Raw genomic sequence first — 13,419 nt, forward strand, 5'->3', positions numbered from 1 at the left:
CCAGCCGAGAGTCAGCCCGGCGCGCAGTTCCTGTCCCCGTTGCGAGTGTTGATGCTCCCCCGAGAACGCAGGCGCTCTGTCCCCAAAATTGGGCGGCGAGGGCGCTGTCGACGCGCATGCCGGGAGGCAGCGGCTCGGGCGCCCACCGGCCCCGGGATTGCCTCCGTCGGTCGGCGCGACCGGCCCCGGGTTGAGAAGCGCCGGATAGCCTCACGTCCCCTCAAGAGGGATCTTCCCCCTATCTTCTCCTGTTGTGACATGGCCTATATCTCGTCGCAAAGCGCTGTTGCCCCCACCACACAGGATTCTCTATGGAGCTTGAGTCGGGACGCCCGCGCCACGAACAAATCAGCGACTGGCTGCGCGATCAGATCGAGGAGGGCACGTACGAGGTCGACGAAAAACTCCCCTCCGAAAAGCAACTGGGAGACCGGTTTGACGTAAGCCGGGTGACGGTGCGGCGGGCCCTCCAGACGCTGGAGAGTGAGGACTACATCTATCGCCGACAGGGGCTCGGCTCGTTCGTCAAGGAGCGCCGGGCCGCGCAGGGCCTCGTGCGCCTTACTGACTTTGCGCAGGACATGGCACAGGCGGGCCTCGAGGCGTCCTCCCAGGTCGAACACCACGCGCCGGAGACGCCCCCGCCCGCAGTCGCCGTTCATCTGGACACCGGCGACCAGACGGTCATGCGACTCGACCGTCTTCGCCTCGGGGACGGGCGGCCCGTCGCGTTTGACCGGACCTGGCTCCCCATGTTCTACGCGCAGCTCTTGGAGGACCACGACCTGGAGGAGGAGACGATCTACCAGATTCTCGAAGCGGAGTACGACATCCCTGTCCTGCGCGGCCACTACCGCATCACGGCCGCCAACGCGGACGCCCCCATCACGGACCTGCTCGGCGTGGACGCCGGGGAGGCACTGCTCCTCATCGAACGCCTGTCGCTGACGGAGGGCGAGAAGCGCGTCTACTTCCAGCGGCGGTACTATCGTAGTGATCGGGTGGCGTACGAGCTGGAGCTGGCCCGCGACACCACCCGGCAGGGCGTGGCGGAGCACGGCATGCCGCTCCGCGAGTTTGAGCCGGTCTTTGGGGACGAAGCCGAAGAGCATGGCGAATAGCTGCGGTCTCATGGGATGGGGGAGCCCCACTCTGAGGCCGTAATGGAGGCCGTTCAGGAGCGATCCAAGGTCGCACCGGTGCTCATAGGCGGCGGGATTCAGTGGCGCGGCTGCGCTGTCCGAGGCGGACGTAGGCATCGCGCTGTCGTGAGGGCATCGGTGTCCATGGAGGCCGCAGACGCGCTCCTCTACGACCCCGACCCCGGGCTCGTCCCGTGGCTTCAGCATCTTAGCCGCCGCACCCACCAGGTGATTCAGTAGAATTTGTGGTGGACGTTCGGCTACAACGCCGTTGGCCTCGGCCTCCCTGTTTCGGGCCTGCTGCCTCCGATCAACGCCGTCGTCGTCATGACGCTGAGCAGCGTTCTCGTGATGGGCAATGCCGTTCGGCTTTGACGAACAGCGCCCCCGGAGACAATCTTGTAGAGGAGGGCCCTTGCTCCGCGAGCGAAACCATTTCCATGCTCTAGAAATAGAAGAGCCCGATCCCGTAGTTGTTAATACATATTACAACATAAGACGGGCCGGTCCACGGTCGAGCGACACGTGAGGCCTGCCCCCGACTGGGACTGGATGAGACGGGTGCCCTCACGCCTTGCGGGGGCTCAGGCGTCGCCCGCTGTCCGTTGCCTCATGTCCACCTCCACTTCCCTTTCGAACCGACCCAACCTCCCATGCTATTCCGACGGATCAGCGACGAGAAGCTTGCGCAGTACGCCTACCTGATCGGCTGTCAGGAGACCGGCGAGGCGCTTCTGGTCGACCCGGAGCGCGACATCGATCGCTACCTCAACATTGCCAAACGAGAGGGACTCGAAATCACCGCCGTCGCTGAAACTCACATCCACGCCGACTTCCTGTCCGGCGCCCGCGAACTGGCCGAGCGCACCGACGCAGCGCTCTACCTCTCAGACGAGGGTCCCGATGACTGGAAGTACGAGTGGGCCCAAGGGCCGACCCAAAGCGGTGGGGACTACGACGTGACGTGGCTCTACGACGGCGACACGTTCGCGATTGGCAACATCGAGATCACGGCCGTCCACACCCCGGGGCACACGCCGGAGCACCTTTCTTTCCTCGTGACCGACCGCGGCGGCGGGGCGACGGCGCCAATGGGCCTTCTAAGCGGAGACTTTCTGTTTGTCGGCGACCTCGGTCGGCCGGACCTCCTGGAGTCGGCGGCCCAGGTGGAGGGGGCGATGGAGCCGGCGGCGCGCACGCTTTACGAGTCGGTCCAGCGCGTGCTGGAGATGCCGGACCACCTGCAGGTGTGGCCGGGCCACGGGGCGGGGTCGGCCTGCGGGAAGGCCCTCGGCGCGGTGCCCCAGTCCACGCTCGGGTACGAGAAGCAGTTCAACCCGATGATCGAGGCGGCCCGCGAGGGGGAGGAGGCGTTCGTCGAGTCCATCCTGGCCGGCCAGCCGGAGCCGCCGACTTACTTCGCCCGCATGAAGCGAGACAACAAGGAGGGAATGCCGGTGCTCGGCGGGCTGCCCTCTCCCTCCGAGCTCACGGTCCGCGAACTTGAGGACGCCGTGACCAGCGAGGGGCCTACCGGCGAGAAGCCCCTCATCATCGACACGCGGCCGGGCCGGTCGGCCTACATGGCCGGCCACATCCCCGGCAGCCTCTGCGCACCGATGAACGGCAGCTTCAGCACGGTGGTCGGATCGCTGGTGGAAGATGAAAACGCTCCGATTGTGCTCATCGCAGACGAGGAGGACGTAGAGGAGGCGGTCCGCGACCTGGTGCGCATCGGATACGACAACGTGACGGGCTTTGCAGAGATCGAGACGCTCCAGCGCTACTTCGAGGCGGGCGGCCCGAGCGAGACGATTGACGAGATCACGTTTGCGGACTTCGGCGCCGAATTGCAGGATGAAACGACAGGTGTGCTCGACGTGCGCTACCGCTTGGAGCATGAGGAGGGGCACGTGGAGGGGGCGATCAATGTCTCCTACACCCGCCTGCCGGAGCGGGAGGCGGACCTGCCGGAGGGGAAGACGCTGCTGGTGCACTGCGCGAGCGGGGCACGGGCGGCGGCCGCCTCGTCGTACCTGGCGCGGGCCGGGCACTCGGTCAAGTATGTGAACGACCACTTCCGGAACTACGAGCCAGACTCCGAGGAGGCAGTGACCGCGTAGAGCTGTTAGCGCGTCGCAGTTGGAGTGCCCAAACAAAGTGCCGGGCGCTCCCTCGCGTCGCTCCACTGCCGTCCGTCCATCTGACCCTCAATTTTATGTATGCGGCCTGGCTTGGCGCTCTTCTTGTTGGCTTAGTGCTTGGCCTATTAGGATCCGGAGGGTCGATCCTCACTGTGCCCGTGCTGGTGTATCTGGTGGGTGAGCCCGGCAAGCTCGCCATCGCCGAGTCCCTCGGCATTGTGGCCCTTATCAGTCTCGTCGGGGCCATTCCGCTCGCCTTTCGTGGACGGGTGAGCTGGCGGACTGTGGGCTGGTTTGGCGGGCCCGGCATCGTGGGGGCGTACGCCGGCGCCTACCTGTCGCAGTTCATGTCGGGGGCCGTGCAGCTCGTGATTTTTGCCCTCGTGATGCTCGGGGCGGCGGCCTTGATGTTTCGCCGCCCCCCCTCCGATCGGATGGATGAGCCAGGCCGGGCCTTCTGGAAGGTGATGGGGGACGGTCTGGGCGTGGGGGTGCTTACGGGCCTCGTGGGCGTCGGGGGCGGATTTTTGATCGTGCCGGCCCTGGTGGTGCTCGGGGGCCTCTCGATGCACCTTGCCGTTGGCACCAGCCTCGCCATCATCGCCCTCAAGAGCGCCGGCGGATTCGTGAAGTACCTCGACGTGATGGAGGCGGCCGGCCTCACGATTCACTGGGATCTGGTGCTGGTCTTCTCCGGCATTGGCATCGTGGGTAGCTTCGTGGGGGGACACATCGGGGCGCATGTGCCGCAGAAACGCCTCAAGCGAGGCTTTGCGGTCTTTCTGGTCGTGATGGGCGTGGTGGTCCTCGGACAAAATCTAGTGAGATTGTTCGGCTGATGGGCTGGCCGGGGACTTCGCGATTGTGAGACTGATGGATTGGAGGCGCTGCAGATTGAGCGACTGTGGGGGATGCTCGAAGCGGCCCCTGCTTCCCCGGCACGTCTTCGGAGAAGGACTTCCGATATGCTCTCGGCATGCCTCGACCTGCCTACCCTCCGGTGGGCCGATGTGGAGTCTCCGATTCCAGTGTAGCAGGGGCATCGTCTCGACTGTGACCGACGGCCGCCGTTCTGGCGTGTCCATCGCCTGACCCATGGACGGCGGGACGGCGATACAGAAGAACTTGGCTCTTCTCCGCACCGCCTGTCCATGGTAGGGACTGGCCCCCGCGGTCCTACAGACTACGGAGGCATGCCCCGCTCCAGGTGATAACGGTTCGTTAACCGTTTGGTGATGTTGACGATAACACACCTCTGATGCGAAAGAAGTTTGTGGAACTGCGCTCCATGCCGTTTCACGATTCCAAACAGTGTCCCCATGACCTTCGACGTGGTTTCACCGTGGGACAGCTTCTTCGTGCTAGTCGCGTTCCTTGGGGTCTGGCATTGTACATTACTTGCGATCATGGCTGTGGCCCGAATACAAGGAACCGGCCGGTGGTATCTGAGCGGCGCATTCGGGGGGCTTGGGTATACTCAGGTCACTTTGACGCTGCTCTCCATGAATCTCGGAGAACAGCTTCCGTTCTGGATGCCGTTTCAGTTTCCGCTTGCGAGCATCGGGATGGCCATTGCCCCGTGCTTCTACCTGTGCGTGCGACACCTTCTCCGCCCCGGTCGGTCGCCAGACTGGAAAGACGCGCTGCACTTTTTGCCAGCGGCCATCCAGTTCTGCATGCAGATTCCAGTCCTGCTCGCAGGGCCGCTACGCCCGGATCTCGCGACCCACTACACGTCTATTGGTCTGGCCGACTCCTTCATTCCGGGGGCCGAGCTTCCCCGGGTGATCGGACTGGTGTACCTCGGATTGGTGGCCTACCTGCTGTGGGCCCACTCCCAGCGGTCAGACGTTGATCGTGATGCTCGATTCCCCCTGGCGTGTGCGGTGGCCATCACACAGGCCGGCCTTTGCCTCTTGATCCCCATCTTTTCGGCGGACTCGTACGCGTGGCTTCGGCCCGTCGGAATTGGCGGCGTGACCACCGCCCTGGTCGTGAGCATAGCGGCTACTCTGGTCTCGTTTCGGGCGCAGCCCAACAGGCGGCAGGTTGCGTCGACCAGAGGCTCCGGAGACCGGATTGCCCCGTTTGCGTCTGTGACGGCCGAGAACGATGTGCCCGCGGGCGCCGGCCTGGTGGAGACCATCGGGCCGATCAGGCCAGCGGCTCGCGACACGGAGAACGGCGACTCAGTCCCCGCTGGTAACATATCCGTGACGGCCGCCGGGCAACGGAAAGACGGGGCCGAGCCCGAAGCCGCCGACGACAAGGCGGCCTCCTCCAAGTACGAAACGTCGTCGCTGTCGCCCGAACAGAAAGAGCGTTTCTGCACCCAAATTGTCCAGCATATGGAGGCGGAAGAGCCGTACTTGGACGGCGACCTTACGCTCCGGCAGATGGCCGACCAGGTCGATGTGCCACCGCGCTACGTCTCTCAGGTCATCAACGAAAAGCTCGATCAGAGCTTCACGGAGTGGGTCAACAGTTATCGGGTCGAAGCGGCCAAGAACCTGCTGGTCGATGATGCGCGCGAGCACTTGACGGTGGTTGCCATCGCCCACGAGGCGGGATTCAATTCGAAGTCGACGTTCTATTCGGCCTTCAAACGGAAGGCCGGGACGACCCCTGCGGCGTACCGGCGGACGCAGCGGGCGTCCTCGGCCGCGTAGGGTGATGAGAAGCGGCGCGGCCGGTATTCCGCGGCTGGCGACTCCACTGGCCCTGGCCCGTACATCAGTCCCCCGGTTGCCCTGGGCCAAGAGCCCACGGTGATGGGAAATCGTTGGGCCGGGAGAAAGCTTGGTCAGGTCTCTTGCCCGAGCCTGGGCGGATCGGCGGCGGGACCCATCCTTCGTGTGCGCCAACCGGTTCCCCCAGCCGCCACGGGGAGAATGAAAAGAGCACGCGGGGGCCCAGCCAGGTCTTTGCCCCGCGTTGTCCCAAACGCTTGCGACCGGGTCGGTGAGCCGAGGCAGTCTCGATCGATAGCCCCCACGCGCCCATCGGCGATTAAGGTCGGCACAGCGGCCCCCTAGCCTCTATGGTGGAGAGCACAGGCCCGCACGCCTTTCCTCCTCACATCTGCCTACGGTCCTCTCTCGTGTAAGGCTGGACTCTCGTCAAGAGAACGCGGGCTCGTGCAGGTCCCATCCGGCGCGTTCCAAACGACACAGGGGACGTTCCGACATCACGATCTCGGACGGGGATCGCGATGTCGAACGTCCAACCGCTTGAAGTTGAACGACGCTGGGGTGTATGGCGGCCATATTGGGAATTGTGTTCACATCCGGCTCCAACGGGGCGTGCTCACGACCTGCTCCCACCTGCTTCTCAACTCCGCCAGCAAAGCAATGGCCCCTTCACGCCACTCGCAGAACCCAGATTCTGCGCCCACTGACTCACGCAACCACGGCCCTTCACCTTTCCCGTCTCTACTGCGGCACGCAGCGGCCGCCGGGGCGGGACGTCTTCTGGTGCTTCTGCTGGGACTGTGTGTTGTCATCGCGGCCCCCGCATCGGCCCAGCAGGATAGAACCGGTACGGTCACGGGGGTCGTGACGGACTCGGCGCGAGGCACTCCACTTCCCGGCTCCAACGTACAGTTGTCCGAGGTGGGGCGCGGGACCAGTACGGACCGCAACGGGCGATTCCGTATCGAGGGCATACCCGCCGGGGAGCACACGCTCCGCGTAACGTACATTGGGCGCAAGCAGGAACGCCGGACGGTGAGCGTAAAGCCCAACGAGATCACGCAGGCGGATGTCGTGCTTACCCGAAAGGCCACCGAGATGGGTGGGGTAAGCGTCAGTGCATCCCCAATTGTGGGGTCGCAGGAGGCCGCGCTCTCGCGACAGAAGGCCGCCCCGGTGGTCAAAAATATTATTGCCTCGGACCAGGTCGGGAAGTTTCCGGACCAGAATGCGGCGGCCGCCCTCTCGCGGGTCCCTGGGGTTGCCATTCAGCGCGACCAGGGCCAGGCCCGGTACGTCAATCTTCGCGGCACTCCGCAACGGTGGACGCGACTTGCAATCAACGGGCTCAATGTGATTGGGTCCGAGGGCCGCGTCGTCCGGTTCGACGAGATTCCGGCCCCGATCATTCATTCGACGGAGGTAACAAAAGCAATTGCCCCGAACAAACCGGCCTCCGCGATCGCGGGGCAGATCAATGTGGAGACCGCCTCGGCGTTCGACAATCCCGGGTTGCATGTCAACGGGGAGGTGTCCCCGGGGTACATGGGCATGAGTCAGGACCTCCAGTACGACGCGTCGGCGCAGATCTCCAATACGTGGAACGAGACCCTCGGCATCGTCCTGACCGCCTCTCGGTACAAGCGAAATCAGGTTACGAACAACATTGAAAGTGGCTACGAGATCGGTCCGGACGGCAGGCTCTGGCCCAGCGAGGCCGACTATCGGGTGTACTACCTCGACCGCACCAATAATGCCTTTAGCGGCCGGTTCGACCTTCGCCCGAGCGAGACACAGGAATTTTTCGTCTCCTCCACCTACGTCGAGTTCAACGACGACGAGCAACGAAACCAGTACGTGTTCGATTTAGGCGGCGCCTCTGGGTTTCAGGAGGGCTCGAACACCCCTACGCAGGGCACCCTGCAGGACGTCTCTAGGAACGGGCTCCTCGGCCCGGGGCGGTACCGCAACAGCACCTGGACGAACATGGTGGGCGGAGAGAGTCAGTTTGGGGCCTGGGATCTCAGCTACCGGGGGAGCTACACACGGACGTCATCATCGGCGGAGCTCCCGCTCATGCGACCGGGGCAGTCCAGTCCGTCGCTGACCGCCGAGTACGACTTCAGCGACCCCAACTTCCCATCGCTCGACCTCTCCAGCCCGACGTCCTCGTCCGTCGACGACCTCTCACAGACCGACTACGAGACTGATCTCGGGCTTGACATCAACAGCCAGTCCGACACCGACGCCTACGCAGCCAAGATCGATCTTCAGCGCAACTGGAGCCTCTTCGGCACCTCCTCGGACATTCAATTCGGGGCCAAGTTCGACACCCGAGAGAAGAGCGGGTACGACTTCGCAGTGAGCACTATCCCCTTCTATTTGCTCCAAAAGGCCGGTGCGCCCGCAATCGATTTTGAGGGACAACTGATGGACGAAGGGCTGCGAAGCGATTTTCCCTTTCCCAATCGCTACGACCTGGAGCGGTTTGACGTGTCGGGACTGGAGAATGAGTTTGACCGCGCCGTCCGTCAGCTCGAAGAAGCCGGCCTGTACGACCGGAGTGAGGCCGTGCCGGATGAAAATCGGTACACCGTGCAGGAAGACATCTATTCCGGCTATGTCATGAACACCTGGTCGCCGTCGTGGGGGAGCGTGCTGGGCGGCGTCCGTGTCGAGCAGGCCGGCTATGAAAGCGACGGGTTTCGGGTCGTGGACGACGGCTCAGAGTCGGTATCGACCTCCACCAGCGAGACGGAATTCTTTCCCAGCCTCCACGTCAATGTCGACGTGACAGACGACATTCGAATTCGGGCCGCCGGAACGCGTACCATCGGCCGTGCCGGCTTCGCCGAACGGCGCCCAAGCGTGAACATTGATGACGCCAATCAGACCATCAACGGAGGGAATCCGTCCGTGAAGGCGGAAAAGGCCTGGGGGGCGGACCTCAGCTTCGAGTACTACCTGTCCGGGGCGGGAATTGCGTCCGTAAGTGGCTTCGGCAAATGGATTCGCAACCCGCAGTTTGCGTCCGCCACGATCGTGGACGGCGATCGATTCGACGCCGACGGGCGCGACCGCAGCGGATACATCTACGAGACCACGCTCAACGGACAGGACGGGCGCATCTACGGCGTCGAAATGGAATACTCTCAGCAGTGGATCTTCCTGCCCGGCGCGCTGGGGGGGCTAGGCGTGCAGACGAACGCCACGTTCCTCGATAGCAAGTTTACGACGCCCGACGCCCCGAACACAGAGCCTCGCGAGGCCCGATTCCCAGGCACCTCCGATGCAATCTTCAACGGGTCCGTCTTTTACGAGCGCTATGGCCTCTCGGCACGTCTCAGTTACCAGTGGCGCGACGACTGGGTCGATTCGTTGGACCCGACCGATGAACGCCTCGACACCTACTGGGACGACGAATCCCGCCTGAGTGTGTCGGCTCGCTACTCCTTTTCCGACCGCTACACCGTGTTCGCCGACGCAAACAACTTGACCGACGAGCTGGGACGTCGCTATAAAGGCAGCGAGGGCAACCCGCTTGAGGTAGAAGGGTTTGGCCGGCGCTATCAAATCGGCGTGCGGGTGAGCTACTGATGCCCTCTGCTCCCGACCTCGTTTCTCCCCTCAGCCAAGCGCGTGTTTCAACCATGTTCTACTCAGCATCCATGCAGCCCCGAGCCGTGGTATTCTCTGCCCTCATCACTGCGTTTTTGATCGTCGGCTCTGTGCTCCCTGCGCAGTCTCAGCCCCGTGCGCAGGCATCGTCGGCGGCACGGGTGGCGATAACAGCGGCCGACGCGGAGCGTATGGCTTCTGGAACGTACCGCCTGACGTGGAGTCAGACCTCGACGGAAACCGCCGTCTCAATCTACGTGTCCGGCCGTCCCGATGCGGCGCCGGCGCAGATGCACCGCCTCGCCACCGACGTCCGGGCAACACGCTATGAGGCCACCGTGCCGGACAGCATCGCGCGTCCCTACTTTGTGATTCAGCCCGACCGCGAGGGCGCTGGGCGTCGGACGGCCACTCGCGTGCTTCCGCTCGAGGGGGGACGCAATTTCCGGGACCTCGGCGGCTATGCCGCCGCGGAAGGGCAACGCGTGAAGTGGGGAACGGTCTATCGATCGGGCGTGCTGTCGAATCTCACCGATGCGGATTACGACTACCTGGAGCATCTCGGCATCAAGGTGGTCTGCGACTTTCGGTCGTCGGACGAGCGCGTCTCCGAGACAACGAATTGGCGCGGTGCCTCAACCCCGAAAATCATTTCCTGGGGGTACACAAACGAGAGCGGAGACGACCTAAAAACGCTCTTCTCAGGGGACCTCACCGCCGAGAAAATGCACGGGGTGATGATTGAGATGTATACCCGAATCGCATACCAGCACGCCGACAAGTACGCTACGATGTTTCGCCACGTGGCCGAGGGCAAGACCCCGCTTCTCTTTCACTGCTCGGCCGGGAAAGACCGCGCGGGCACCGGGACAGCGCTCCTGCTCAGCGCACTGGGCGTAGACCGCGAGACCATCGTTCAGGACTACGCGCTGTCGGACGACGTTGTCGACTACGAGGCGGAGTACAGCGACGCCTTCGAAAACCCTCAGGAGGAGGGGGGCATCGTCGCCAAACTGGCGCGGCTCTCCCCCGAGGTCCGGGCCCCGCTTTTTGAGTCGGATCCGGCGTATATCCAGTCAATGTTTGCTACGCTCGAAGAAGAGCACGGCTCCGTAGCGGGCTTCATCAAAGAGGTCATGGGCGTGAGGCCGGAAACGCTGGCACAGATGCGGGCTCGCCTTCTCGAATGAGGCGTCCTCTCCGGGCAGGGGGCAGGGCAGTAGGCCCCGCGTGTCTTCTCGATCGGGCCCGTTGGGACGAACGCCGCAGGGATGCTCGTCGGTGCAAGTCCTCCCCTCTGGTCGGCTCCGATGAATGGTGCCCAGTGGGGCGGCGGCAAAAATGACACTTGCCTGCCTCACCGCTGGTGGCATCACTGCCCAACCCTTTCTTGCTGCTCCCCACTTCTGCTGCCTGGCGGATACTGCTCTGGCCGTCAGTCACCAACCACTGCAGGGGCGGTTCACCACGGTAGGAGTCCTGTGCCGGTCGAGTGAGAGGAGCCCACACACCTCTGAGGGGTAAATCGGCAGGACGTGGGGCCGCGGCGCTTCCCTCTAATGCGGTCCTCGTCCCTATGGTGGAGGGAGGCACCCGCCCAGAGGAGAGGCAGGCCTACCACGGAGGTCTGCCCGAGCTCTGTCCCGGAATAAAGCGGGGGTGGTCGTGCCGACGAGCGCAGCCCCGTGCTTCGCCGCCGCCTCGTTCCGGAGCGCCGCGCGAGGTACCGACGCGCAAGATTCGTCCCTCGAAGGACCGAGGATGCCCAGGTCCTAGCTCTATTGCTCTCGGCCTCGCCGCGAACGGGGCTGGGGAACCAACAGCCACCAAAAACGAAGGGACCGCACGGCGTGCGGCCCCAATCCGGGCATGAGGCGTCCGTTCAGGGTGCGCCCCCGTCCTGTTTCTTAGCCTCATCCATCTTTCTCCATACCACCGGCAATGGTTGTCGACACCAGTGTCTGGGTTGTTCTCCTCGGGGCCACCATCACGGCCGTCGCCACCGGACTGGGGGCGGTGCCCTTTCTGTTCGTCCGGGAGGTGGGGGACTGGTGGCTCGGCGTGTTCAATGCCGCCGCGGGCGGGCTCATGCTGGCGGCCAGCCACAGTCTCATCGCCGAGGGGTCCACGGTGGGTACGGGACGCACCCTGATTGGCATTCTGGTCGGGCTGGCCCTCATTCTGGGGGCCAATACCTTCATCAGTCGAGGCGACGACCACGACGTGGCCGAGCTCGCGGGGGCCGACGCCCGGAAGGCGCTCCTCATTCTGGGCATCATGACGGCGCACTCGTTTGCCGAAGGGGTGGGGGTGGGCGTCTCGTACGGGGGCGGCGACGAACTCGGGGCGTTCATCACCGCGGCCATCGCCATCCACAACATTCCGGAAGGCCTGGCCATCAGCCTGGTGCTCGTGCCGCGCGGCACGCCCGTCTGGAAGGCGGCGGGGTGGAGCATCTTTACGAGCCTGCCGCAGCCCCTCATGGCGGTCCCCGCCTTTCTGTTCGTCCTCGTCTTCGAGCCGTTTTTGCCGATCGGCTTCGGGCTGGCGGCCGGCGCGATGATCTGGATGGTGTTCGCCGAGCTCATCCCGGACGCGCTCGACTCCATTTCCGGGCCCACCGCGGGGGCGGCCGTCACGCTGTCGTTCGCCGCCCTCTTCGCGTTCCAGCACTTCGTGCTGCACGTGTAGGGCGAGTCGCGACCCAGGAGTCCCGCCCCGGACGCTGGTGCCCTGCCAACCCCGCCCGGTTCGCGTCGAGTGGATTCGCCCTTGGATGGGCGCGCGCTGGTCTCCGCAAACGTCTATTCTCTGATCTTCTGTCTGCTTCCGACCCCAGCGCGGACGGAGTCCCCACTACACGGGCCACTCCTGCCGATTCCAGGCCTGGTCCCAGAACATCCACTCGTAGCGGACGCTCGTGGTGAACGCCGTCTGGGCCCGGCTCCGGGCGGTCTCGTCGGCCGCGTCGGCGAATCGCTGCAGGCGCCCTAGCAGGTTGGCCATGTACTCGTTGAACTCCGGATCGCGGTACATGGCAAGCCACTCGGCGTAGGGGTGATCCTCGGGAATCTCGCCCATCTCGCGCTCGAGGCGCTGGCCGAGCTCTATGTACAGCCAGGGACAGGGCGCGATGGCGGCCGTCCCCTCCACGAGCGTGCCGCGCTGGGCCCGATCGATCATGTGGTTCTGGTAGGCACGGTTGTTTGGAGTCAACTGGAGCTGGCGAATGTCCGACGGGCCGTACCCGAGCTCCTCGCCGTAGCCTTCGTGGAGCTCCCCCTCGACGACGATCGCGAGGCGGGCCGCGTCAATGAACCAGAGCTTGTCGTCCGGGTCCGCACAGCGGGTGGAAAGGAGGGAGGTGGCGTCGGCGAACGCCTCCAGGTAGCGCGCGTCCTGCATCTGGTAGAACTTAAAGGTGTCCGGGTCCAGCGTGCCCTCGGCCAGGGCGTGGACGAACGGGTGGTCGAAGGCCTCCGTCCACGTGTCGTCGGCGTGGTCTAGGCAGGCCGCCGCAAAGGGAGGCACCGAGAAGGCACGGGTGTCGAGAGGGGCAGTCAGGTCCATGACGATGGCTTCGCAGGGTGGGTGCGGAACGAAAGGGGGGCGAAGCCAGGGGCAACGACGCCCACGGAAAGACGGAAAAGATGTGTGCTTTCCTGCGCCGGCATGACCCGGATCAGGTTCGGAGGGACTTTCTCAGCCCGGCCGCCGTGTGGCGCCGAACACCCCTAGCTTCGTTCTCAACGATACGCAGGAGAGTGGAGAGCATCTACCGTGCGAGCACCGACCGGCGCCTGTGTCGGGTAAATTTCCAAAACC

General features: G+C 64.3%; 9 protein-coding genes and 1 riboswitch. Of the genes, 8 read left to right on the forward strand and 1 reads right to left on the reverse strand.

What is annotated here, in order from left to right:
- The first annotated feature begins 311 nt into the window (after window positions 1-311).
- The 8 genes from OJB03_RS01265 (at window position 312) to OJB03_RS01300 (ending at window position 12,285) form a co-directional block, all read left to right on the forward strand.
- Window positions 312-1,121, forward strand: a complete 810-nt coding sequence (locus OJB03_RS01265) for a GntR family transcriptional regulator (protein ID WP_263784535.1) — start codon at window positions 312-314, stop codon at window positions 1,119-1,121.
- A 264-nt stretch (window positions 1,122-1,385) separates the two neighbouring features.
- Window positions 1,386-1,517 carry a hypothetical protein gene (locus OJB03_RS01270; RefSeq protein ID WP_263784537.1) on the forward strand — a complete coding sequence of 44 codons (132 nt, stop codon included), beginning with the start codon at window positions 1,386-1,388 and terminating at the stop codon, window positions 1,515-1,517.
- 278 nt (window positions 1,518-1,795) lie between these two features.
- Complete coding sequence (locus OJB03_RS01275; RefSeq protein WP_263784539.1) at window positions 1,796-3,265, forward strand: MBL fold metallo-hydrolase; 1,470 nt, start codon at window positions 1,796-1,798, stop codon at window positions 3,263-3,265.
- 95 nt (window positions 3,266-3,360) lie between these two features.
- Window positions 3,361-4,125, forward strand: coding sequence for a sulfite exporter TauE/SafE family protein (locus tag OJB03_RS01280; protein ID WP_263784541.1), 765 nt, complete (start codon window positions 3,361-3,363; stop codon window positions 4,123-4,125).
- A gap of 573 nt (window positions 4,126-4,698) precedes the next feature.
- A complete protein-coding gene (locus OJB03_RS01285) occupies window positions 4,699-5,955 on the forward strand; it encodes a helix-turn-helix domain-containing protein (RefSeq protein WP_263784543.1) in 1,257 nt (418 codons plus the stop codon).
- Window positions 5,956-6,636: 681 nt separating this feature from the next.
- Window positions 6,637-9,573 (forward strand): TonB-dependent receptor, encoded by a 2,937-nt coding sequence (locus tag OJB03_RS01290; protein WP_263784545.1) that lies wholly within the window; start codon window positions 6,637-6,639, stop codon window positions 9,571-9,573.
- A gap of 71 nt (window positions 9,574-9,644) precedes the next feature.
- Window positions 9,645-10,784 (forward strand): tyrosine-protein phosphatase, encoded by a 1,140-nt coding sequence (locus OJB03_RS01295; protein ID WP_263784547.1) that lies wholly within the window; start codon window positions 9,645-9,647, stop codon window positions 10,782-10,784.
- 751 nt (window positions 10,785-11,535) lie between these two features.
- Window positions 11,536-12,285 (forward strand): ZIP family metal transporter, encoded by a 750-nt coding sequence (locus OJB03_RS01300; protein ID WP_263784549.1) that lies wholly within the window; start codon window positions 11,536-11,538, stop codon window positions 12,283-12,285.
- 165 nt (window positions 12,286-12,450) lie between these two features.
- Here the strand turns inward: OJB03_RS01300 and tenA are convergent, their stop codons facing one another.
- The gene (tenA, locus tag OJB03_RS01305) at window positions 12,451-13,164 is read right to left on the reverse strand and encodes a thiaminase II (protein WP_263784551.1); all 714 of its coding nucleotides are present in this window, start codon (window positions 13,162-13,164) and stop codon (window positions 12,451-12,453) included.
- A gap of 72 nt (window positions 13,165-13,236) precedes the next feature.
- A riboswitch (TPP riboswitch) is annotated at window positions 13,237-13,340 on the reverse strand.
- Window positions 13,341-13,419: the final 79 nt, after the last annotated feature.

This window comes from Salinibacter grassmerensis (assembly GCF_947077765.1).
Lineage (GTDB): Bacteria > Bacteroidota > Rhodothermia > Rhodothermales > Salinibacteraceae > Salinibacter > Salinibacter grassmerensis.